We start from the raw sequence: 21583 nt of genomic DNA on the forward strand, positions 1-21583 counted from the left end.
GTGTTCATGCCTCCCGCGCCACGGTGTCGGTCAAGGCGTCCTGCGGGTCGGGCAGATCGCCATCGGCGATGGGCGCAGACGCCTCCGCACCGAGCGCGCGGAAGTCGAACAATGCCGGATCGCTGAGCTGCGACGGACAGACATTACCCAGTGAACGCGCGATCGTTTCGATGCGGCCGGGCGTCTCACGCTCCCAGGCGTCCAGCATCTTCCGGACCTGTTTGCGCTGCAGGTTTTCCTGCGAGCCGCACAAGGTGCAGGGAATGATGGGGAACGCCTTGGCCTGCGCGTATGCGGCGATGTCGTCTTCGGCCGCATAGACCAGCGGGCGGATCACGACATGCTGGCCGTCGTCGCTGCGCAGCTTCGGCGGCATGCCGCCGAGTTTCGCGTGGAAGAACATGTTGAGGAAAAACGTTGCGACCAGATCGTCGCGGTGATGGCCCAGTGCGATCTTGGTGAAGCCGTGCTGCGTCGCGTGGTTGTACAGCGCGCCGCGGCGCAGGCGCGAGCACAGCGAACACATCGTCTTGCCTGCCGGGATCACCCGGCTGACGACCGAATAGGTGTCCTGCTCGATGATGTGGAAGTCGACGCCGCGCGAGGTCAGATAGTCCGGCAGCACATGCGCGGGAAATCCGGGCTGCTTCTGGTCCAGGTTCACCGCGGTGATCGAGAACGCCACCGGCGCCTTCGATTGCAGCTGCAGCAGGATGTCGAGCAGGGTGTAGCTGTCCTTGCCGCCCGACAGGCACACCATCACCCGGTCGCCGTCCTCGATCATGCCGAAGTCGGCGATCGCGCGGCCCACCTGATGCCGCAGCCGCTTGCCCAGCGCGTGCACGGTCTGCGCGCCACGGCGTGGAGCGCGCACATGCGGCAGCGGTTCGTGCAGGGGCAGGACGATACTCATCGCGCCAGTTTACCGGGCGCGGGTTCGGGCGTTGCCGCAACATGCCTGCGACCGCGCGCCAACACGCGCTGTGCAAGGCTGCGACGCCATTCCAGTTGAACGGAGAGCGCCATGTCGCGCATCGTCATCATCGGCGGCCACGGCCGCGTCGCCCTGCAGCTGGCCAATCGCCTCACCGGGCGCGGGCATACCGTGACCGCATTGTTCCGCAATGCCGCCCATCGCGATGCCGTCGCTGCGACGGGCGCGACGCCGGTCGTGTTCGACATCGAACACGCGGAGACGGACGCCATCGCCGGACAGCTCGCCGGGCATGATGCCGTCGTCTGGTCCGCCGGTGCGGGCGGCGGCGATCCCGCGCGCACGTATGCGATCGACCGCGATGCGGCGATCCGGTCGATCGATGCGGCGGCCCTTGCTGGCGTACGGCGCTATGTGATGGTGTCCTACCTCGGCGCCGGTTTCGACCACGGCATCGCGCCCGACGACGGCTTCTTCGCCTACGCGCAGGCCAAGGCCGCTGCAGATGCGCATCTGCGCGCCAGCGCACTGGACTGGACCATCCTCGGGCCGGGCCTGCTGACCGACGCCGCCGGCACTGGACGCGTCACCGATGGCCGCACCGCCGATAGCGGCACGCCGGTCTCGCGCGGAAATGTGGCCGCGGTTGCGGCCATCGTGCTGGAGACACCTGGCACCGTGGGCCGCACGCTGGATTTCGTCGACGGCGATACGCCGATCGAAGCCTTCGTCGGCGCGCGCTGATCGCGGGCGCGTGGTGTTGGACGAAGTGGAGCGCGGGCGCAGGTGCCGCACACGCGACATCGTCGATCGATCCCGGCGTTAATGCGTCGGTGAGGCGCGCGGTCGTAGACTGCACACCGATTTCGCGACTGCCCGCTGCAGCACGCGCTGTCGCAAGGAATTCTCCGGGAGCGCAATGACGTGAAGTACTGAGCCGACATCGAGTCCGACGACCCACACGGGTCGCGTCCCCATGTCCGCGAGGTCTTCCATGTCCGTGCCCGTCTCTCCGACGCCGTCCGCGTCGCTGTCTGTCTCTTCCGTCGTCCCCGCGCTGCGCGCCCGTGGCCTGTCCGCCGCGCGCGACGACGGCAGCGTGCTCTATGACGCTCTCTCGCTGGTGCTGCACGACGGCCCCAGTGCCCTGGTCGGCGCCAATGGCGTGGGCAAGTCCACGCTGCTCCGGCAACTGGCGGAGGGCGCGCGCGCGGGCACGATCGAGGTGGCCGGCGGTCTGCATCTTCTGACGCAGCATCCGGGTCCACTGCCTGCCCGCGTGGTCGATCTGCTGGGTCTCGGCGCGCGTTTCGACGCGCTGCAACGACTGCTGGCCGGTGATGGCGACGCGGCCGATGCTGCCTGTGTCGACGACGACTGGACACTCGAAGCGCGCCTGCATGCCGCATTCGAAGCGTTGGGGTTCCAGGATCTCGCGCCGACATCCGATCCTTCGCGCCTCTCGGGCGGCCAGGTCCAGCAGCTGCGTCTGCTCGCGGCGTCGTGGCGCGATGCGCGTGTACTGCTGCTCGACGAACCCAGCACCTTCCTCGACAGCGATGTGTCCACGCACTGGTGCCGGCACTTCCTGCAGCGCGCCGGCGTCACCATGGTCGTCACGCACGACCCTGTCTGGCTGCGCGTGATGCCGCGACTGGTCGAGCTGCGTCCGGACGGACTGCACTGGATCGAGGGTGGACTCGATGCCTGGCGCGCGACGCGCGAGATGGCGCGTCGGCAGGCCGAAGGCGCGCTCGCACAGGCGCGGACCGACCGCGCACTTGCACAGCGCGCGGTCGGACGCGAACACCAGCGACTCGACCAGCGTCAGGCGCGCGGTCGGCGGATGCGCGAAGACAGCAACCAGTCGCCGCTGCTGCTTGACCAGGCCAAGGGCAATGCCGAGCGCCACGCCGGGCGTGCCCGCGGCGCCCTGGCACAGCGTCTCGCCGACGGCGAAACCGCGGTCCGGGACGCGTTCGCCGCGATCGATGCCACGCCAGCGCCCGCGTTCGTCGATGCCGGTGTCGTGTTGCCTGGCGCCCGCAGAGTGCTGCGATTCACTGGCGCGCATCCCCTGGCCGACGCGCCGGTCGAAGCCCTGACATGGGATGCGTTCGGCCCGGTGCGGATCGGGCTCGAAGGTCGCAACGGCAGCGGCAAGAGCACGTTGCTGCGCGCGCTGCGTGGCGAGGCGGGGCTCGCCAGCGGCACGGTCGACGCCTGCGTGCCGGTGCAGTCACTCGACCAGATGCTCGCGACCTTGCCCGAAGCAATGCCGGCGCTCGACTGGCTGGCCGCGCGCATGCAGGCGGATGCGCTGGACGTGCCCGCAACGCGACTCGCTCTGCTCGGCCTCGCCGGCGCAAGGGCCCGCCAGCCGCTGGGTCTGCTGTCGGGCGGCGAACGCATGCGCGTCGCCCTCGCGGCTGCGGCGTGGGCGCAGCCGGCCGCTCCATTGCTGCTGCTCGACGAACCGGCGAGCCATCTTGATCTCGACAGCGTCGACGCGCTGGTCGCCCTGTTGCGGAGCTGGCCCGGTGCCTTGCTCGTCGTCAGTCACGACCCCGCGCTGCTCGATGCGCTGGCGTTGACCCACCGCCTGCACCTCGACACTGAGCGCCTCCATCTGGAAGCCGTCGATCCCTGAGCTACAAGACGCGACCACAGGATGGGTAGAACGCTGCGAAACCCATCTTGCGGCCTGGCGCGCAGAACCTTCAGACGCCTCGCCCCCGGAATGAGAACAGGCGCCTTCCGGCGCCTGTCTTCTCACACCTGCATCAAGCCGAACGCAGCCGCCTCAAGGCACCCACACCAGATTGCGCGTATTGGGATCGGTGGTGATCTCACGCACCCGACCGCTGCCGTCGAACTGCACCTGGAACTCGGCGAAGCTGCTCATCCAGTAACGCCACAGCTCCGCGTCGAGATCCGGGTTCTCGCTGCTGATCGGATAGCCCAGTGACATCAGCACCTGCTCGCGGGTCATGCCGGGCGTGATCTTCGCGCGCTTGATCGCCTCCTGGATCTTGGCCGGATACGTGGCAATCTTCGCTGCCGGATCCTCGGTCACCACGTAGCGCTTCGCGAAGTCGGGCAGGGCGATGTCGCGGCTGTAGTCATTGCCGATCGACTGCTTCGCGCCGTCGATGCGCACGTTGACGCGGTGGCGGCCATAGCCGGTCACGCTGGTCGGCGTGCCGACCGGAATCACTCGCTTGCCGTTCTCGGCGTAGTTGCTGTCGCTGATCCAGCTGCCGTCGCTGCGCAGGTTGCAGCACAGATAGCCGTCGTACTTCTCCTGTGCGGAACTCTGTGCGGTGGCCGCGAGCGCGGCAAGGGCGAGCAGCGACGCGGCGATGCGCGCAGGTGCGCGGCGATTCGATCGTAGGGACATCCTGGTTCCTTGGCGAAGCGGCCGGGGCTGCCGCGGATGGACAGCACGCGGCCTCCGCCGTCGTCGCGCCGGTCCCCGTTCGGCGCAGCGCATTGTTGCAGCGGCCCCGCGCCGCGCCAAGCACCCGGGCGGTCGCAATGTTGCGATAAGCTGCACGGATGTCGAACGACACGCCCGACATCGAAGAGACCCGGAGCGCGCTGCTGATGCGGCTGCGCGCCGAGCATCGCGATCTCGACCGCACCATTTCCGAACTGCAGGCCACGCCAGCGCCCGAAGCGCTGGCGATGCAGCGCATGAAGAAGCGCAAGCTGCAGCTCAAGGACTGCATCGCCCGGCTGGAGTCGGACCTGATTCCTGACGAGCCGGCATAAGCCGACTGTGTGGCTGAGCGCCTGTGCGACCGTGGTGTCGAGGACGCCATCATCTGATCGCGCCGTTGACCCCGCTTCCGACCGGACGCCATGTCTCCCGATCGGGTCCGGTTGATTCGCACGGGATACGGTCCCAGCCACTACGCGCGCTCAGTCCTCCGGCAATGCCACCAGGTTCGTCAGCGGTACCCAGCCCGATTGGGAACCGTCCACAGCGCAGGCCCATAGCCATCCGTTGAGCGCCCGCGTACCTGTCAGCACGTCGCCGATGCGTACGTCCAGCTCGCGCGCGGTATAGGCCTCACGCGATCGGGCGCTCCCATCCGGGACCCGTTCGATGACCTGTGCCGGCACCCAACCGCCCTTCTGCCCGGGTGCTTCGCAGAACCACCAGTCTTCCCAGCCTTCAGGGCCCGCGTAGCGTTCGCCCACAGCCAGTGGCGCACCTGCGGGGAAGGTGATCGGCTCGGGATATTCACTCGTATGGCCGGCCACCACGCGCCAGCGTCGTGCTGCAGCGGTGGACGGATCACGCATCGCCGGTTGCTCGTGCAGCGCGACTGGCAGCAGCCCCGGACGCACGCTTGGAAGCATCGCAGTCCACACGGTCGAGGTCGGCTCGATTCATGCCTGCACCCGACGAGCCGCTTTCACTCGGCGATGGCGACCGCCGGCTCCGCGGGCTTCACCGCTTCCGGGCTCACCTTCTCGATCGAGTGCCGCAGTTCGCGGCCGAGAATGACCTTGGCGTCTTTGGCCCAGTTGGCGAGGCGGTCGTCGAAGACGAGTTTGCTGTTGCCGTCGAGTTTGACGAGGCCGAGTTCGCGGAGTTTCTGGATGAAGCCGCGGAACAGGGATTTGTCGAAGAACTCGGGGGCCGCCGGCGCGTACAGCAGCGACAGGCGCTGGGCGGCGAGCTGGCAGAGGCTTTCCAGTTCGCCGGCGCCAAGCGTGCCGGGGCCGTTCTTGGCCAGCACGGAAATCGCGATGTAGTAGCGCTCGAAGGCCTGCTGCAGCGGGTGGCTCAGTGCACGCAGGCGGAAGACCTCATCGGATTGGCCGGCGTTGCGGGCGTAGATGCCGTCGTCCTCGTCGCTGACGCGCTCGAGCAGCGCTTCGCGCTCGAAGGTTTCCAGCGTCAGCGCGATGCGCTCGGCGAAGGTGTCCTCGTCCCACGGCAGGTACAGCTCGGCCTGCAGGAAGGGATACATCGTGCGGCCCAGACGCAGCAGCGTCTGGCGGCTCATGCGGCGGTTGTGCAGGAAGCAGCACGCGATCCAGGCCGAGGCGGTGAACAGGTGCAGCACGTTGTTGCGGAAGTAGGTCAGCAGCACCGACTTCTCGTCGTCGACGCGGAACACGTCGCCGAGCGGATGCGCGACGCGCTCGAGCACGCCGATCTCCTCACCATGCGCGACGATTTCCTGCGGCGTATGCGGGGTGACCGTGACGCGATCCGAATACGGCACGTCGACCAGCAACTGCTTGGACAAGGTGATCTGCGCGAGCAGGTCGGCTTCGCCCATCGCGTGCTTCGGCGTCGACAGCAGGGCGAGCGCCAGCAGGTTGATCGGATTGACGTCGGCCGCGCGGTTGATGTTGACGTTGATCTTCTGCGCGATCACATCGACCGTACGCGACAGCCACTCGGGTCGCTCGCTGTCGGCGACCGCATTGCCGTCCCAGCCGGTCGCGTGCTCGGCGAGCACATCGGCCAGCGCGATCGGCTCGCCGAAGTTCACCACCACCTGGCCGTAGTTGGAACGCAGCACCTGCGGAATGCTCCACAGCAGCTGCCAGATCGATTCCTTCTTCTTGCTCTTGCCCGACAGCTCGTCGAGATAGCTGCCGCCCTCCATCAGCTTTTCATAGCCGACATAGATTGGCTGGAACAGCACCGGGCGGGTGGGTTGGCGCAGGAACGCGCGCAGCGTCATCGACACCATGCCGCCCTTGGGGGCGAGCAGGCGTCCGGTGCGCGAACGTCCGCCCTCGACGAAGTACTCGATCGAATAGCCGCCGGCGACGAGCTGGGCGACGTACTCGGCCAGCACCGTCGAATACAGCGCATTGCCGCGGATCGAGCGGCGGATGAAGAACGCCCCGCCTTTGCGCAGGATCGTGCCGATGACCGGCAGGTTGAGATTGATGCCGGCGACGATGTGCGGCGGCACGATGCCGCGGTTGTAGAGCAGATAGCTCAACAACAGGTAATCCATGTGGCTGCGGTGGCTGGGCACGTAGACGATTTCGTGCCCGGGCGCGGCGGCCTTCAGCGTGTCGATGTGGTGCACCAGCACGCCGCGGAAGATGCGGTTCCACACGGTGGTGAGCAGGTAGCTCGCCGAGCGCACGACCGGGTGCGAGTAGTCGGCCGCGATCTCGTAGGCGTAGGCGTGGGCCTTCTTCCACGCGTCTTCGGGCTTGCTGTTGTCGCGACGCGCCTGGTCGGCGATCGCATCCTTGACCGCGGGGGAGGCCAGCACCTTGTCGACCAGCAGGCGGCGGGTCGAGAGATCCGGGCCGATGATCGCTTCGCGCATGCGATTGAAGTGGGTACGCAGCACGCGCGAAAGCTTGCGTACCGTGCGCTCGGGATCGAGACCTTCGGCGAGCAGCGGGCGCACGTCGACCGGCTCGGCGAAGCGCACCAGGGTGTCGCGGCCGTTGAGCAGGATCGCCAGCAGGCGCCGGAAACGACCGACGATGGTCCAGTTCTCGGAGAACAGCACCGCGAACCAGCCGTTGTTCTTGTCCGGCGAGCGGCCGACGAAGATCGAGACCGGCACGACCTGCACGTCGAGTGCTTGATCGCGGCGATGTGCTTCGAGCAGGCGCGCCAGCGATTCGGAGTGCGTCGCTTTCGATTGTGGCTGGCCGGTGGCCATCGCCAGGGCGCCGCCGGCGTTGCGCCGCGACAGCGCGACATAGGCGCGCTTGCGGCCGAGTGGATCGCCAGGCAGCGGCTGCAGCGGCGAGGGCAGACCGGCCTCGCGACACGCGCGCTCGAGGATCAGCGCGTTCGACAGGCCGTAGTCCTCGAGCACGTAGCAGACCGGGCGGTGGTCGACCAGCGTTTCCGGGGTCTGCGGCTCCACCTTCAGCCCGATCCACGGACGCATCAGCCAACCCAGCAGACTCGCCCACCACGGGCGGCGCATCGCGCGCCGCGGCGCGGCCAGCGGCACCGGCAAGGCCACCGTTGCGAGCGAGGCAGCGGTCGGTGCGTCTTCCGCGGGTGTCGCATCGCGCGCGGACGTCGCGGCGTCCTCCGCGCGCGGGAGATCCGTCGCGGGCGAAGACGCGGCGTCGGCCGGGCGCTGGTCGGGGCGCCCGGTGGTGTCGCCGTCCGGGAACTCGAGGGTCGGTTGGTCAGGCATCGTCGGCATTATGCCCAAGCGGCCCGTCCGGACCGCACCCGCCGGTGGTCACTCAAGGGTCCGCCGGTGCGGCAGTGGCAGGCGCCGCCGCGGCCTGACGGGCGTGCGCCAGGAAATCGCTGACGTACCAGCGCCCGTCATGGCGTTCGACGGCGATCAGCGTATCGACCGGCTGGCCGGCCAGCGAATAGCGCATGCGCACCCGCGCGGTGTCGCCGGTCTGGCTGTCCAGCGTCGCTGCGACGCTATCGAAGGTCTGGTCCAGGTCCAGACCATAGGCGGCCAGCCGCAGCTTGCCGGCGTTGAACAGGGGCGACAGCCGGGTCAGCCCGCCCTGAATGCCGGCGGCGCCGAGGGCGGCGTCGCTGGCGAGTCCGCCTTCTTTCGCGGCGGCCACCAGCGCGGCGATCGTGTCCCGTGCGCGCGTGCGGTCGGCCAGCGGCGCGGCATTGGCCCATTCGCTGGCCGCGGCGATCAGCTGGGTGTAATGCGCACGCTCGTCCTCGCTGAAGTCGCCGCCCTGCTCCAGATACTGGATGGCGAACCCGCCCAGGCCGACCGCGGCAGAGCGCATCTCACGCTCGGCCCCGGCGAACTGCCGGTTGAAGGTCTGCAGCAGCACGCGCTCCGCCTGCGGGGCGCTCAGCGCCGCGAGCACCGATGGCAGTTGGGCGGACAACGGCAGTTCGTCGAGCGGCCAGCGGGTGCGGCCGGCGCGCCAGGCGGCGTCGAGTTCGGGCAGCAGCTCCGGCGTGGCCGCGTCCCGCGCGAATGCCGCCAGGTCACCGGCACGCAGATGCGCCGTGAGCAGGGTCACCGCTTCCACCGGTGTCGCCGCACCGACGGCCGGTGCCGCCTCGGCCGCCTCTTCGCGCTGGCAGGCGGCCAGCCACAGCATCAGCGGCAGCAGCAGCGTGACGGCGCGGGCGCGGCGTCGTCGACAGCGCGCGTCGGGCGAGCGGGCGGGGAGGGACATGCGATGGATTCCTGTGAAGCCGGACATCCCATCTTGCAAGCCGGTCGATGACCGGACAAGCGTTGTCACAGGTCGCGCAGCACCCAGCCGTGCGGCGTGTCGGTGGCGCGGGCATCGAGCGCGGCCTGGGCGATCTCGTCCGGGCTGCGGCCGGCCTTCCAGGCAGTCGCGATCGCCGCCAGCCGCTCGCGGGTCGCACGGGTGTAGGCGCCCTCGAGCTCGTTCTGCGCGTCGACGGCCAGCTTCTGCGGATACAGCGTGCGTGCGTCTTCGGACTGGTTCAGCAGCGCGATCATGCGCGACAGGCTGGTATGGAAGGTCTCGGCCGACAGCGCCGTGCGCTGGGTGCGCTGCAGGTGCCAGACGGTGAGGTATTCCACCGGTCCCAGCATCCGGCGCGGTGTGCCGCCGAAGAACTGGCCCGAAAAATCGCTGGCCGAGACCGGCGCAGCGCTGTCGGGCAGGCGGGTCGCGCCCCAGGAACTCAGCGCGCCGCCGGGCAGATCCATGCGCCGCAGCGCGGCGCCGATGGTATCGGCCAGCAGCCGCTGTGCCCGGGTGTCGTCGCTTTCCGCCACCACGCCCAGCAGGCGCAGGAACACCGGATAGCGGTCTTCTCCGAGCCGACGCACCAGCCGCTTGAGCACGGTCAGGCGGTACTCGGGATCGGCGTGCGCCGCCAGCGCCGACACCATGCGATCGGCGGCGGCGCGCAGCGATTGCGCGGAAGGCACGGCATTCATTGTGGGAGCGGCGTCGGGCACAGGAGTCGAGGCGCCCGGACTTTAACCCAGCCTGCTGGCCGGGCCTGCGCAAACAGATCAGCCCAGCGCGTCGAGGATCGCGTCGGTGGCCTGATCCGCCGCCTGCGACAGGTCGATCGCGGACAGGCGTGCTTCGAAGGCCAGATCACCGGGCAACTGGCGATTACCGGCTGCAACGCCATCCCAAGCGGCGACATTGAGTACATCCTCACCCGGATCAGCCTGCGGCCCGCGCGCGGTGTCCGCATAGCCCCCGTCCGGCAGCGCAAGCCCTGAATCCGGCTGCTGGCGCAGATCGTCGAACGCGACATGCCCACCCAACCGATCGAGGCTGGCGGCATTGAAACTGACGTCGGACGGAATGCTGCTCATCGGAACGGAGGCCTGAAAACCCTTGGGGGACTGGACCGCTTCTGCGGCGATGGCGGGACTGTAACGCCGGTGCCATGGAACGGCTATCTCGGGCTGTCCCTAGGGTGCCGACAAATCCGCGCGGGCCGGGCCCTGCGGCTGAATACCGGTTCGACAGGGACGCCCGCAGCCACGTCTTCCTCGTGCCTGTGTGCGTCGTGCGGTTCGAACAGACGCGTCACTGACGCGTGCTAGCCTCGGGCCAGACGCGCGACACCGCGCGCATGCGATCGATCGGAGTGCGGATGGCCGAAGAGAACGAGGGCGCCGACAAAACCGAAAAACCGACCAGCAAGAAGCTCAAGGACGCGCGCAAGGACGCCAACGTCGCCAAGAGCCGGGAGCTGACCAGCACCGTGCTCATCATGGGCTGGCTGGCCGGTGGCTGGATGCTGATGGGGTACATGTTCAGGCGGATCAGCGGCCTGTTCGATCAGAGCCTGCACGTCATGAACCAGCCGTTCGACATCGCGCTGCGGACGATCGGACCGCTGGCGGCGCAGACGCTGCTGGCGGTCACGCTGCCGCTGCTGCTGCTCGCGGTGTTGCTCGCGCTGATCGTCGAGTTCCTGCAGGTCGGCCCGGTCCTGTCGATGAAGAAGGTGACGCCGGACCTGTCGAAGATGAACCCGGTCAGCGGCATCAAGAAGATGTTCTCGATGGACAACCTCGTCGAGCTGATCAAGAGCATTCTCAAAAGCGTCGCGCTGCTGACCATCGGCGGATTCGTGTTGTGGGGCATGTTGCCCAGCCTGCTGCACCTGCCGTTCGCGCAGCCGCCCGCCATCGGCAGCGCCATCTGGCATGCGCTCAAATGGATCGGCATCTGGACGATCTTCGTGTTCTTCTTCGTGTCCGCGGTCGACGCTGCGTACCAGAAGTACTCCTACATGAAGAAGCTGCGCATGAGCCGCCGCGACATCAAGCAGGAGGTCAAGGAGAACGAAGGCGACCCCTATGTGAAGCAACGGCGCAAGCAGTTGCACCAGGAGTGGTCGCAACAGAACATGCTCAACGCCGTTCGAGGATCGAATGTCATCGTGACCAATCCCACCCACATTGCCGTCGCCCTGCAGTACGAACAGGGCGACGACTTGCCGCTCGTCGTCGCGAAGGGCGAAGGCCACGTCGCCGAAGAGATCAAGCGCGTCGCCGAGGAAGCCGGCGTGCCGATCCTGGAAAACGTCCCGCTCGCCCGCGGGCTCAATGCGCGCGTCGAGATCGACGACTACATCAGCGACGATTTCTTCGAAGCCGTGGCGCAGGTGCTGTACTGGGCCGAAGGCGTGCGCATGGGCGAACATCGCCCGGAGCCGCCGGAATTCGACCCGCCGCCGGACATGCGCGAGGAGATCGGCCTGGCTGATCCCGAAGCGTTGCCGCCGCCGCTGGTAGAAGATCCGTCGGTGACGGTGCGGTTCGAGGATCCGCGGGATCCAATGCGATAAAAATGTGTTGCGGCGCTGAGGCGCCGCTTTTCCTTTTCAGCTCTTTCCGGGCGCGCCCGGCACGCGTTGCTGCGGGATTTTCGCTTTTTGCGGCTGCTTCGGCCATTAGCCTTTGTCTTTGTCTTTGTCTTTGTCTTTGTCCTTGCCCTTGCCCTTGCCTTTGCCTTTGCCGTTGCCTTTGTTTTTGTCTTTGACTTCGCTTTTGCTCGTGCTTTTGATTTGAATCGAGCCGTAGAGCGAGCCGAGCACCGGAGCCTGGCGTGGCCGAAGAGCAGCCCATGTCTGAGCGCAGCGAGTTTGGGCTGCGTGCCGCGTCAGGCGAGGAGCGGAGGGTACCGATGCGGCTGTATCGCATCGGCTCGCGTCCGGCGAAGGGACCTTTTGGTTCCTTTTGGGTCCATCCAAAAGGGACTCGCACGCGCAGCGGGCGAAAGCCCTGCACTTGCTTGCGCTCGTCGCTTTGCGACTCTGATCTTCCGGACAAAAACTATGGATCGAACGCGGGAGCAAAGATCAAAGACAGGGCTTCCGCGCTGTCGCGCGGCTTACTTTTGTCTTGGCAAAAGTAAGCAAAACCGTCTTCGCCGGACGCGATCCGCCGCGATACAGCCGCGGCGGTCCCCTGCGCTTCTCGGGCGACGGGGCACATTGGGACCTTCACGGTTCCGCAGCCCAAACTCGCTGCGCTCAGACATGGGCTGCTCTTCGACCCCGCCGCCCTGCGATGCTCGGCTCGCTTTACGGCTCGGTTCAAGTCAAAAGCTGAAAGCCAAAGCCAAAGCCAAAGCCAAAGCCAAAGCCAAAGCCAAAGCCAAAGCCGAAGCCGAAGCCGAAGCCGAAGCCGAAGCAAAGTTCAGAGCCAGAGCTCACGTCAGAACCGAAGCTCAGCGCACGTGCGCACGCGCGCGCGTCGAAGCGTCGGCGCCTACGTCGCACTGAACGCGTGCTTGAGCGCCTCGATCAAACCACTGTTGTCGACCAGCCGCGTCATCACGATCTCCACGAACACCCCGATCATCAACAGCATGATCGCCGTCGCCAGCCACGCCTTGATCGGCATCGTCAGCGCGAACACGTTGAGCTGCGGGGCATAGCGGTTGACCAGGCCGAAGGACAGGTCGATCACGAGCAGGATCACCATGGCTGGCGCTGCGATCAGCAGCATCGCGGTCATCAGATAGCCGAACTGCCCCACGAACAACGCCATCCCGCTCATGCGTAGATCGGGGAAGAAACTCATCACGGGCCAGACCGTGTAACTCGTCATCAGCAGATCGAGGAACACGATGAAGGCGCCACTGGCCATGAACAGCCAGGTCGAGAACTGCGACAGGAACTCGCCGTGCAGGGAGGTCTGGTGGCCCTGGATCGGATCGAAGATCTGCGCCATCGACATGCCGACCTGGGTGTCGATGATCACGCCGGCCGAGCTGATCGCCCAGAACACGATGCCGTAGCAGAACCCGATCGAGATGCCGATGAAGGTTTCCTTGAGCACGATCAACGACCAGTGCGAGGTGCCCGCCGCTTCGATCAATGGCGCGCCCGCGAGCGCGATCGGGATCGCGACGATCGCCAGGCTCACCATGAAACTGTTGCGCACCATCGCCGGCACCGTTTCGGTGGTCAGCAGGGGCAGCATCAGGAAGGCGCCGGCGATGCGCGGCAGCGTCAGTGCCAGCGCCAGCATCGGGTTCGTGCCGAAGTCCATCAGCGTCGAACGAGGCCGGGGAAATCGATGAAGATGCGGTCGGCGAACACATACAACGTGCCGCCCATCAGCGAGGCGGTGACGAACAGCGTGATCACGACGGCCAGGAATTTCAGCGCGTAGGGGAACGTCTGCTCCTGCAACTGTGTGGCGGCCTGCAGGAACGCGACGACAAGACCAATCAGCGCCGCTGCCGCCACCGGCGGGCCCGACAGCAGCAGCACCAGCCACAGCGCTTCCTTGGTGAATTCCAGCACGTCGCTCATGTGGTCACTCCATAAGTGAGCACGAGGCCGTGCACGAGCTTCGCCCAACCGTCGATCAGCACGAACAACAGCAGCTTGAACGGCAGCGAGACCGTCGTCGGCGACAGCATCATCATGCCGAGCGCGAGCAGGATGTTGGCGACCACCAGATCGATGATCAGGAACGGCAGGAAGATCAGAAAGCCGATCTGGAACGCGGCGGTGAGCTCGCTGACGGTGAAGGCCGGCACGATGACGATGAAGTCGTCGGGCGTCAGGCCGTCGCGGCGCTCGGGCGGCAGCATGCGCTGCACGCTGCGCAGGAAGAACGCGCGTTCGGAATCACTGGAGTGCTGGATCAGGAAGGTGCGCAGCGGTTCCTTGCCGGCGTCGATCATCAGCAGCATGCGATTGGTGTCGAAGTTGCCGCCTGCCGCCGCCGGCGCGGCGCCGCCTGTGCCGGGACTGCCACCGGTGACTTCTTCGGCGAGGCCGCCTGGCTGCTCGGCTGGCGCGTCATCACGCGGATCGTTGCTCGAGCCCCCACGCACGCTGGAGAACATTGGATCGACGCTTTCCGGCGTGCCCTGGGCCTGCGCTTCCGCGGCGAGCGCATCGGCAGCGGCCGGGCTGGTCGGCGCCGACGGCGCATCGGTCTCTGCTGGCGTCGGCGTGGACGCGGGACGCACATCGATCGGTCGGCCTTCGCGGATCGCCTGTTGTTCCGCGCGCGCCTCGATCTGGCGTTGCACCGAAGCCGGCGGCGGACGACCTTCCAGGCGCGCATTGACCGCGTCCTGGACGTCGAGGATCACCGGATACATGACATAGATCGACAGCACGATCGCCAGGCCGTTGATGACCACGTTCGGCGGCACCTGCTGCAAGCCGAGCGCGTTGCGCAGCAGGCTCAGCACCACGACGATCTTGGTGAACGAGGTGACCATCACCGCCACGAACGGGGCCAGCGCGAGGCTGACCACCGTCACCAGGACGAGGGCGGGTGAGAACGTGCTGAAATCCATGCCTCAGCTCCACGACAGCAGGCGGACGCCCAGCGTATCGCCCACCGCGACCAGTTCGCCCTGTCCGGCGACGCGGCCGTTGGCGCGAATGGTGACGTTGGCGCCTTCGAGATGCGCCGGCAGCGCGAACACATAACCCGGTTGCAGGCCGGCGATGTCCGACAGGCGCAGTTCGACCTTGCCCACGTCGAATTCGACCTCGACCGGCAGACGAGCGGACGGATCCTCGACGGCGGGCGTGTCTTCGGTCTGCGGCGTTTCGGTGGCGTCGGTCTCGCTCATGCGGGGCGTCTCCTGGTGGCGGGGGCGTTGGGTGGGCGGACCGTCGATGCGCCAGCCGTCCGGTCCGGATCGGACCGGCCAGCGCAGGCCGACGGCATTGGCGTGCAGCGGGGGCATCTTGACGTGGCCGACGACGATCACGTCACCCGGCCGCAGGCTTTGGATGTCGGCGCGCGTCAGCGGGGGCGCCGGGATCGCGATCGTCACGACCGCCGGCAACTGGCGCCAGTGCCCCGGATCGATCGGCGGGCGCGGATCCGCATCCGTGCGTGCGAGCAGGGCCTGCAGCCAGGTCGCGGGCGCGCGCAGGGCGCCACTGACCACGCCACCGCCGTCGGCGGGCGTGAAATCGAGTTCCAGCCAGAGCGCGTCGCCAGAGGGCGCTTCGAGCGGCGCATCCGGAAGCGGCAACAGCGAGGTGCCGAGCGCTTCGCTGATCTGCACCAGCGTGGCTTCGTGCGCCAGGCTCCAGGCGAGCACGCGGCCCCGGCCACGGCGGTCCTGCCAGTGCAGGCCATCGTCGTCCATGCGCGGCGGGGACGCGAGGTGCAGCGCGAGCCGGGTGCCGTCCGCATCGAGCTCGAAGACGCCGCCGTCGATGGTCGCAACGTCCGGTGCACGGCCGCTGCGCAGCCGCAGCAAGCCGGTCGGCGTGTGCCATTGCCGGGCACGTGCGTGCAGGCCGCGGAGGGTGTCGGCCTGGGTGGGCGAGAGCCGTGGCAGGCGCTCGCGCAGCGGCGCCGGCGAGGACGCGTGCGCAAGCGTGACAGCGTTCGCGTCAGCCATGACCCAGCGCCACCTTCATCAGTTCGGGGAGGGATCGCACTCCGAGTTTGCTCATCATGTTGGCCCGATGCAGTTCGACGGTTTTGATACTGATGCCGAGGATGTCGGCGATGATCTTGTTCGGTTTGCTGGCGACGACGAGGTCCAGCACCTGCCGCTCGCGCGGGCTGAGCTTGGCAAGCGCGGCGCCTTGCGGCGAGCCTGCCTGCGTGCGTTCGCGGCTGAGTGCGTTGCGGATCGAATCGACGATGGCATCGTCGCTGAAAGGCTTTTCGAGGAAGTTCGACGCACCCTTGCGCATCGCCTCGACCGCCAGCGGCACGTCGCCGTGGGCGGTCACGAACACCAGCGGCAGCGTGGAGCCGCGGCGAAGCAGTTCGTCCTGCAATTGCAGACCGCTCATCTCCGGCATGCGGATATCGGACACCAGGCATTCGCCGTCACCGTGGCGGGTGCTGTCGAACACGGTGAGGAACGCCGCGCCGGATGCGAACGCGCGCACTTCGAACCCTGCGGTCTCGAGCAGCCAGGCAGTGGAGTCGCGAAAGCCGTCGTTGTCGTCGACGAGATAGACACAGATACCGGTCACGCGTCAGATCCTCCTGTCCGGGGTCGGGAGCGTGAATCCGAACACGCTACCGCCGCCATCCCTGGCCTCGAAGAACAGACGGCCTTCGTGGTATTCGATGATCGAACGGCAGATGGCCAGGCCGATGCCCAGGCCATCCGATTTGGTGGTGTAGAACGGCGAGAACAGCTGTTCGCTCTCCGCCTGGCTCAGGCCCGGGCCGCGGTCGCAGACGCGCACTTCGACGTCGCCATCGAGGCTGACCCGCGCTTCGATACGCAGGCCGCGCTCCGCGGCAGGCACTTCACGCATCGCTTCGATCGCGTTCTTGACCAGATTCAGCAGTACCTGCTCGACCATGACCCGGTCGGCGTAGACCTGCGGCAACTGCGGCGCCAGCGCCAGCTCGACGCGCAACTGCAGGCGTTCGGCCTCCAGCCGCAGCAGTTCGAGCACGGTGTCGACGATCAACGGCAGATCCTGTGCATCGCGCCGCGGTTCGCGCGCACGAACGAACTCGCGGACGCGTGCGATCACCGCGCTGGCGTGCTCGGCCTGGGTGCGGGCGGCCTGCAAGGCGCGCTCGACCTGTACCGGCCCGCCGGCCTGGTCGACCAGACGCAGGCTGCCGTTGAGATAGTTCACGATCGCGGCGAGCGGCTGGTTGAGCTCATGCGCGAGAGTCGCAGCCATCTCGCCGACCGACATCATCCGCGAGGTGAACAGCAGTTTTTCCTGCTGGGACTTGTGCGAGTCGAGCGTCTCGATGCGCTCGCTGATGTCGACCGCCGTCAACAGTGACAGGGCCCGTCCGCCGCAGTCGAGGTCGCGCCAGTGCAGCGCATACCAGCGCCCGCTGCCGGGCGCCCGCACCTCTTCGCCGCGCGCGTCGCCGGTGACGTCGCCGTAGAGCGTCGCCAGCAAGGCGTCGCGCTGCGCATGGCCCGGCAGTGTGCCCAGATCACCTTCGAATCGGCAGTTCGCGGCCACGCGCACGCCGGTGCCGCGGTCGAAGGCGGCGCATGCGAAGGGCACTGCTTCAAGCACTTCGGTCAGCGCTTTCGCACCATCGTCGGCGCCCGTGGGGGCGGCGCGCGCCGGGCCTGCGCGCCGGCTTCCGGTCGGCGGCGTCATGCGCTGCGGAACATCGTTTGACTGCTACCGTGGCCGCGCACCAGCAGGGTGCCCCTTCCGCGAGAACCCATGACCCTCGTCGCCTGCCTCCGCTCCGCCCTCACCGTCTCCGCCATGTTGTCCGCTGCGACCGCGCAAGCCGCCGCGGCGCCGGCGCGCACGCCAAGCGACTCGTTCGTCGGGGAGCTGCTCGCCATCGTGATTCCGCTGGTTCTGATCATCGCGGGCCTGGTGTTCCTGCTCCGGGTGGTACGGCGGCGGTACGGGTTGTCGGGCAGCGATGCCCCGTTGTCGGTGTTGCAGATCCTGCCGGTAGGTCCCCGGGAGCGCCTGGTGCTGGTCAAGTCTCGCGCTGGCCGGGTGTTCGCAATCGGAGTAGGCGCTCAATCTGTGACGTTCATTACAGATCTCGACAGTGACGATCTCAAATCGGACGAGACAACCGCCTCCGCGGCCATTTCCCATTCACGGTCCAATATCGACGGGGATCGTTAAGTCACTGTGACGCTTGGGTTTTTATCGGAAGACAGCTGTTTTCAGAACGCTTTCACACCCGAACGACACGTTGGCTGGAACCTGCTTGCAACATTGAATTGACCTGTACATAACATAGGCAGACTATCGTACAAGGGCACAATGTGACGCACGAGGGCAGGGGCTTATGCGCCGAATGGACACCAGAGTGTGTGGATCCGCCGTTTCCGGCGCACGCGTCGGTATGCGTGTCCGTGACGTCGTGAGCCTGTCCGGCGCGTCTGGGGCGGTGGTCCAGTGAAGGCCCTCTTCGCCACGCTGACCGGCGCGCCCGCCGGCGCTGCGCCCCGCGGCAAGCTGGGCTACAGCGACATCATTCTGGCCTTCGCCGCGGTCACGATCATCAGCGTGATGATCCTGCCGCTGCCGCTGGTGATCATCGACACCCTGGTGGCGGTCAACATCTCGATCGGTTTCGGGCTGCTGCTGCTGGGCATCTACATCCCGACGCCCGTCGCGTTCTCCAGTTTCCCGAGCGTGCTGCTGCTGACCACGCTGTTCCGGCTCGCGATCTCGATCGCGATCACCCGATCGATCCTGCTGCACGCCGAGGGCGGCCACATCGTCGAGACCTTCGGCACGCTGGTGGCCGGCGGCAATCTGGTCGTCGGCATGGTGGTGTTCCTGATCATCACCGTCGTCCAGTTCATCGTCATCGCCAAGGGCGCGGAGCGCGTGGCCGAGGTCGCCGCCCGCTTCACCTTGGACGCAATGCCCGGCAAGCAGCTGTCGATCGACTCCGACCTGCGCGCCGGGCTGATCGACAAGGACGAGGCGCGCAGGAAGCGCCGCCTGCTCGAGACAGAAAGCCAGCTGCACGGCTCGCTCGACGGCGCGATGAAGTTCGTCAAGGGCGACGCGATCGCCGGCATCGTCATCATCCTGATCAACCTGCTCGGCGGTCTGGCGATCGGCGTGCTACAGCGCGGCATGCCGCTGGCCGAAGCGACGCATGTCTACAGCATCCTGACGATCGGCGATGGCTTGGTGTCCCAGATCCCGGCGATCCTGGCGACGATCGCGGCCGGCCTCGTGGTCACGCGCACGACCGGCGAGATCGACGATCGCCATCTGGGTGACGCGATCACCCGTCAGGTGTCGAACCAGCCGCGCGTGATCCTGATCACCGGCATTCTTGCGCTGCTCATGACCTTGGTGCCCGGTTTTCCGTGGGCGGTGTTCCTGGTGCTCGGCCTCGGTCTGTTGACCTTCAGCGCCTATCACTACCGCTATCAGTTCGAACTGCTGCGTCGCCTGTTCCGGGTGACTGACGAAGAAGTGGTCGCCGACATGCACGCGTCCGTCGATCACGACGACCTGGCACCACCTGCGCCGCTGCAGCTGCAGGTGTCGCCGGTGCTGGCGCAGTCGATGGGCGCGCACAATCTGGAAGCGCGCGCGGTCGATATCGCGCAGCGCCTGCGCGAGGAATACGGCGTGCCGGTGCCCGTGCCGTCGTTGCGCATCGTGTCGACGTTCGCCGAGGACGAATATCGTCTGACCGCGTTCGGTGCCCGCATTGCGACCGGCCGTCTGCGCAGTGACGCTGTGCTGCAGCCGCAGCCCGCCACTGCGGCGAATGCGAACAAGCTGCCGGGGTTCTATCCCGCGGTGATCGCGGGCGAGTGGGTGCAGGGCGGTGAGGGCACGCAGCCGCCGCTCGAGGTGCTCGGTGCGCACATGACGGCGGCGATCCGCCGGCGCATGGGCGGTTTCCTCGGTATCCAGGAAACCTCGAACCTGTTCGCGAAGATGCAGCGCGACTATCCGGATCTGGTCAAGGAGATGCTGCGCGTCGTCGCACCCCAGCGCGTGGCCGATGTGCTCCGGCGCCTGTCGGAAGAAGGCGTGCCGGTGCGCAACCTGCGGGACGCGTTCGAGGCGATCACCGACGTCGGCGGCCGTGAAAAGGATGTCGTGTTGCTGACCGAATACGTGCGCGTCGCCCTCAAGCGCGAGATCGCCGACCGCTATTCGGACGACGAGCGCACGCTGCACGTGCTGCTGATCCATCCGGAACTCGAGGACAAGCTGCGGCAGTCGGTCCGCGTGGCGGGCGGCGCGAGCCAGCTGGCGATCTCGCCGGAGCTGGCGGGTCGTCTGGGCAACGAGGTGCGTGCCCATCTCGGGCGTCAGCCAGCGGGCGCCAAGCCGGTACTGCTGTGCTCGCTCGACGTGCGCCGGCATCTGCGCAAGCTGATGGAAGTCGATTTCTTCGACCTGCCGGTGCTGTCGTACCAGGAACTGGCACCGGACCTGCGCATCGTGCAGGCGGGGCAGATCAATGCATGACCGACGCGCATCATCACGGGGCACGCGTGCCGTCGCCGCCGTTCCGGCGGCCGGCGACGCGCAGGCGATGAGAGGACTGACATGACCGAACACACGCAAACCCAGTCGAACAACGTGCTGCGCATCGTCGACGGCCTGCACGCAGGCGCCAGTCGCGTGCTGGCCGACGAAGAGATGATCCTGGTCGGGAGCGGCGAGGACTGCGACATCGTGCTGGCCGACGACGCCGTCGCCGCGCACCACGCACTGATCAGCCTGGTGGGCGGACGTTTCCTCGTCCGTGCACTCGATGCGCCGGTGAAGGTCGGTGCCCAGGACATCCATCCCGGCGATCCGGTCGAGCTGTCGGCCGTGCAGCAGGTGCGGATCGGTGAAGCCGTGATCGCCTTCGGTCGCGAGAACGATCCGGCATGGGACGAATTCGTCACCGTGTTCGCCCCGAACGACGAGGCGCAGGCGCCGCGCAGCGGATTCGTGCGCAAGCTGCCCTGGATCGGTGGCATCGCCGCGCTGTCGCTCGCGTCACTGGCGATCTTCGCAGCAGTGCTGCCCGCGCCCGATCAGGGCCCGGACCAGCGCGAACGCCTGACGGCGCTGCTGACAGAGCATCGCGTCACCAACGTGCAGATCACCGACGGCGTGAAAGGCGGCGCGACCGTGACCGGCGCCGTCGACGACAGCGCCACGCTCGAGCGTCTGCGCACTCAGGTGCGTGCGGAGAACCTTGACGCCACGCTTCAGATCCGGACCGGCGAACACATCGCCAGCGACGTGGCGGAGATGTTCCGTGGCCAGTCGATCCCGGTGCAGGCCCGGTACGTGGGCAATGGCGACGTAGAAGTCGTCGGCGAGTTCAAGGACGGCGCCGAGATCGAGCGCCTTGCGCAGTCGCGTGCGATCGCCGACATCCCCGGCGTGCAGCGCATCCTGCCGCGGACGCCGACCGGCCTCCTGTCGCCGGGCGCGGCCGAGCAGCCGCAGGCGCCGCCGACGACGCACATCGTGCAGATCGTCCGCGGGGAGAACCCGCATCTGCTGTCGTCCGACGGCCGGCGCTTCGTCACCGGCGAAGCAATTCCCGGCAAGGGCACGCTGGTGGCGATCGGTGAGTTCGCGCATGTGCTGGCACCCGACGGCACCACCATCAAGATCGTCCCCGGCCCGGCGCCTGCTCCCGAAGACGCCGCAGATACCGCGACTGCGCAATCGGGCGCCGAGGGCGTGCAAGGCGGTGATCCCCGGTTCGCTGCGGTGGTCGCCAACGTCAAGTCCGGTACGCATGTCGCGCCGGCGGCCGTCTCGACGAACCACTGAGGTCG

21 protein-coding genes and 1 pseudogene are annotated in these 21583 nt (G+C 67.4%); 7 read left to right on the forward strand and 15 right to left on the reverse strand.

Translation table 11 applies throughout. From position 1 onward, the window contains the following. Positions 1-4: 4 nt before the first annotated feature. Positions 5-913, reverse strand: a complete 909-nt coding sequence (gene ttcA, locus AC3IRM_RS00825) for a tRNA 2-thiocytidine(32) synthetase TtcA (protein ID WP_489204455.1) — start codon at positions 911-913, stop codon at positions 5-7. A gap of 111 nt (positions 914-1024) precedes the next feature. On the opposite strand from ttcA, the gene AC3IRM_RS00830 reads away from it, so the two are divergent. After that, positions 1025-1678 carry an SDR family oxidoreductase gene (locus tag AC3IRM_RS00830; RefSeq protein WP_489204456.1) on the forward strand — a complete coding sequence of 218 codons (654 nt, stop codon included), beginning with the start codon at positions 1025-1027 and terminating at the stop codon, positions 1676-1678. Positions 1679-1928: 250 nt separating this feature from the next. Beyond that, positions 1929-3584, forward strand: a complete 1656-nt coding sequence (locus AC3IRM_RS00835) for an ATP-binding cassette domain-containing protein (RefSeq protein WP_489204457.1) — start codon at positions 1929-1931, stop codon at positions 3582-3584. 153 nt (positions 3585-3737) lie between these two features. Here AC3IRM_RS00835 and bamE read toward each other — a convergent pair whose 3' ends face one another. Further along, the gene (gene bamE / locus AC3IRM_RS00840) at positions 3738-4334 is read right to left on the reverse strand and encodes an outer membrane protein assembly factor BamE domain-containing protein (protein WP_489204458.1); all 597 of its coding nucleotides are present in this window, start codon (positions 4332-4334) and stop codon (positions 3738-3740) included. Positions 4335-4492: 158 nt separating this feature from the next. Here bamE and AC3IRM_RS00845 point away from each other — a divergent pair, with 158 nt between their 5' ends. After that, a complete protein-coding gene (locus tag AC3IRM_RS00845; RefSeq protein WP_489204459.1) occupies positions 4493-4708 on the forward strand; it encodes a YdcH family protein in 216 nt (71 codons plus the stop codon). Between the two features lie 150 nt (positions 4709-4858). On the opposite strand, the gene AC3IRM_RS00850 is transcribed toward AC3IRM_RS00845, so the two are convergent. The 5 genes from AC3IRM_RS00850 to AC3IRM_RS00870 form a co-directional block, all read right to left on the reverse strand. Next, on the reverse strand, positions 4859-5245 hold the full coding sequence (locus AC3IRM_RS00850) for an SH3 domain-containing protein (RefSeq protein ID WP_489204460.1): 387 nt from the start codon (positions 5243-5245) through the stop codon (positions 4859-4861). A gap of 113 nt (positions 5246-5358) precedes the next feature. Next, positions 5359-8097 (reverse strand): glycerol-3-phosphate 1-O-acyltransferase PlsB, encoded by a 2739-nt coding sequence (gene plsB, locus AC3IRM_RS00855; RefSeq protein WP_489204461.1) that lies wholly within the window; start codon positions 8095-8097, stop codon positions 5359-5361. Positions 8098-8140: 43 nt separating this feature from the next. After that, positions 8141-9064, reverse strand: a complete 924-nt coding sequence (locus AC3IRM_RS00860) for a hypothetical protein (protein ID WP_489204462.1) — start codon at positions 9062-9064, stop codon at positions 8141-8143. A gap of 65 nt (positions 9065-9129) precedes the next feature. Next, positions 9130-9798 carry a hypothetical protein gene (locus tag AC3IRM_RS00865; protein WP_489204463.1) on the reverse strand — a complete coding sequence of 223 codons (669 nt, stop codon included), beginning with the start codon at positions 9796-9798 and terminating at the stop codon, positions 9130-9132. Between the two features lie 87 nt (positions 9799-9885). After that, complete coding sequence (locus tag AC3IRM_RS00870) at positions 9886-10200, reverse strand: hypothetical protein (protein WP_489204464.1); 315 nt, start codon at positions 10198-10200, stop codon at positions 9886-9888. 263 nt (positions 10201-10463) lie between these two features. Here AC3IRM_RS00870 and sctU point away from each other — a divergent pair, with 263 nt between their 5' ends. Then, the gene (sctU, locus tag AC3IRM_RS00875; protein ID WP_489204465.1) at positions 10464-11687 is read left to right on the forward strand and encodes a type III secretion system export apparatus subunit SctU; all 1224 of its coding nucleotides are present in this window, start codon (positions 10464-10466) and stop codon (positions 11685-11687) included. Positions 11688-11792: 105 nt separating this feature from the next. Here sctU and AC3IRM_RS00880 read toward each other — a convergent pair whose 3' ends face one another. The 8 genes and pseudogenes from AC3IRM_RS00880 to AC3IRM_RS00915 form a co-directional block, all read right to left on the reverse strand. Further along, on the reverse strand, positions 11793-11936 hold the full coding sequence (locus tag AC3IRM_RS00880) for a hypothetical protein (protein WP_489204466.1): 144 nt from the start codon (positions 11934-11936) through the stop codon (positions 11793-11795). 676 nt (positions 11937-12612) lie between these two features. Next, positions 12613-13398, reverse strand: coding sequence for a type III secretion system export apparatus subunit SctT (gene sctT / locus AC3IRM_RS00885; RefSeq protein ID WP_489204467.1), 786 nt, complete (start codon positions 13396-13398; stop codon positions 12613-12615). Next, positions 13398-13664, reverse strand: coding sequence for a type III secretion system export apparatus subunit SctS (sctS, locus tag AC3IRM_RS00890; RefSeq protein ID WP_232117257.1), 267 nt, complete (start codon positions 13662-13664; stop codon positions 13398-13400). The genes sctT and sctS overlap by 1 nt, the downstream gene beginning before the upstream one ends. Then, positions 13661-14467, reverse strand: a complete 807-nt coding sequence (locus AC3IRM_RS00895; RefSeq protein WP_489205964.1) for an EscR/YscR/HrcR family type III secretion system export apparatus protein — start codon at positions 14465-14467, stop codon at positions 13661-13663. Before AC3IRM_RS00895 ends, sctS begins: the two co-directional genes overlap by 4 nt. Further along, positions 14456-14668, reverse strand: a pseudogene (locus AC3IRM_RS00900) (flagellar biosynthetic protein FliP); the annotation flags it as partial. The gene AC3IRM_RS00895 and the pseudogene AC3IRM_RS00900, both read right to left, overlap by 12 nt. Positions 14669-14671: 3 nt before the next feature. Continuing rightward, positions 14672-15736, reverse strand: coding sequence for a type III secretion system cytoplasmic ring protein SctQ (sctQ, locus tag AC3IRM_RS00905; RefSeq protein ID WP_489204468.1), 1065 nt, complete (start codon positions 15734-15736; stop codon positions 14672-14674). Next, positions 15729-16325 (reverse strand): response regulator transcription factor, encoded by a 597-nt coding sequence (locus AC3IRM_RS00910; RefSeq protein WP_489204469.1) that lies wholly within the window; start codon positions 16323-16325, stop codon positions 15729-15731. The genes sctQ and AC3IRM_RS00910 overlap by 8 nt, the downstream gene beginning before the upstream one ends. A gap of 3 nt (positions 16326-16328) precedes the next feature. After that, positions 16329-17438, reverse strand: a complete 1110-nt coding sequence (locus AC3IRM_RS00915; RefSeq protein WP_489204470.1) for a sensor histidine kinase — start codon at positions 17436-17438, stop codon at positions 16329-16331. A 69-nt stretch (positions 17439-17507) separates the two neighbouring features. Between AC3IRM_RS00915 and AC3IRM_RS00920 the strand changes: the two genes are divergently transcribed. From AC3IRM_RS00920 to AC3IRM_RS00930, 3 genes are all read left to right on the forward strand, one after another. Beyond that, positions 17508-17933: a FliO/MopB family protein gene (locus AC3IRM_RS00920; RefSeq protein ID WP_489204471.1), complete on the forward strand. Its 426-nt coding sequence runs from the start codon at positions 17508-17510 to the stop codon at positions 17931-17933. Positions 17934-18209: 276 nt separating this feature from the next. Continuing rightward, positions 18210-20264 (forward strand): type III secretion system export apparatus subunit SctV, encoded by a 2055-nt coding sequence (sctV, locus tag AC3IRM_RS00925; RefSeq protein WP_489204472.1) that lies wholly within the window; start codon positions 18210-18212, stop codon positions 20262-20264. A gap of 81 nt (positions 20265-20345) precedes the next feature. After that, positions 20346-21578, forward strand: coding sequence for an FHA domain-containing protein (locus AC3IRM_RS00930; RefSeq protein WP_489204473.1), 1233 nt, complete (start codon positions 20346-20348; stop codon positions 21576-21578). Positions 21579-21583 lie beyond the last annotated feature (5 nt).

The organism is Luteimonas sp. KH_071, from assembly GCF_057838005.1.

What these genes read in the sequence shown, in the direction of transcription:
- sctS (WP_232117257.1), bottom strand. Translation starts at nt 13,664, where the DNA reads ATGAGCGACGTGCTGGAATTCACCAAGGAAGCGCTGTGGCTGGTGCTG.
- sctQ (WP_489204468.1), bottom strand. Translation starts at nt 15,736, where the DNA reads ATGGCTGACGCGAACGCTGTCACGCTTGCGCACGCGTCCTCGCCGGCG.
- AC3IRM_RS00860 (WP_489204462.1), bottom strand. Translation starts at nt 9,064, where the DNA reads ATGTCCCTCCCCGCCCGCTCGCCCGACGCGCGCTGTCGACGACGCCGC.
- AC3IRM_RS00930 (WP_489204473.1), top strand. Translation starts at nt 20,346, where the DNA reads ATGACCGAACACACGCAAACCCAGTCGAACAACGTGCTGCGCATCGTC.
- sctT (WP_489204467.1), bottom strand. Translation starts at nt 13,398, where the DNA reads ATGGACTTCGGCACGAACCCGATGCTGGCGCTGGCACTGACGCTGCCG.
- AC3IRM_RS00920 (WP_489204471.1), top strand. Translation starts at nt 17,508, where the DNA reads ATGACCCTCGTCGCCTGCCTCCGCTCCGCCCTCACCGTCTCCGCCATG.
- plsB (WP_489204461.1), bottom strand. Translation starts at nt 8,097, where the DNA reads ATGCCGACGATGCCTGACCAACCGACCCTCGAGTTCCCGGACGGCGAC.
- bamE (WP_489204458.1), bottom strand. Translation starts at nt 4,334, where the DNA reads ATGTCCCTACGATCGAATCGCCGCGCACCTGCGCGCATCGCCGCGTCG.
- AC3IRM_RS00830 (WP_489204456.1), top strand. Translation starts at nt 1,025, where the DNA reads ATGTCGCGCATCGTCATCATCGGCGGCCACGGCCGCGTCGCCCTGCAG.
- sctU (WP_489204465.1), top strand. Translation starts at nt 10,464, where the DNA reads ATGCGATCGATCGGAGTGCGGATGGCCGAAGAGAACGAGGGCGCCGAC.
- AC3IRM_RS00870 (WP_489204464.1), bottom strand. Translation starts at nt 10,200, where the DNA reads ATGAGCAGCATTCCGTCCGACGTCAGTTTCAATGCCGCCAGCCTCGAT.
- AC3IRM_RS00895 (WP_489205964.1), bottom strand. Translation starts at nt 14,467, where the DNA reads ATGTATCCGGTGATCCTCGACGTCCAGGACGCGGTCAATGCGCGCCTG.
- AC3IRM_RS00915 (WP_489204470.1), bottom strand. Translation starts at nt 17,438, where the DNA reads ATGACGCCGCCGACCGGAAGCCGGCGCGCAGGCCCGGCGCGCGCCGCC.
- AC3IRM_RS00850 (WP_489204460.1), bottom strand. Translation starts at nt 5,245, where the DNA reads ATGCGTGATCCGTCCACCGCTGCAGCACGACGCTGGCGCGTGGTGGCC.
- AC3IRM_RS00835 (WP_489204457.1), top strand. Translation starts at nt 1,929, where the DNA reads ATGTCCGTGCCCGTCTCTCCGACGCCGTCCGCGTCGCTGTCTGTCTCT.
- AC3IRM_RS00845 (WP_489204459.1), top strand. Translation starts at nt 4,493, where the DNA reads ATGTCGAACGACACGCCCGACATCGAAGAGACCCGGAGCGCGCTGCTG.
- ttcA (WP_489204455.1), bottom strand. Translation starts at nt 913, where the DNA reads ATGAGTATCGTCCTGCCCCTGCACGAACCGCTGCCGCATGTGCGCGCT.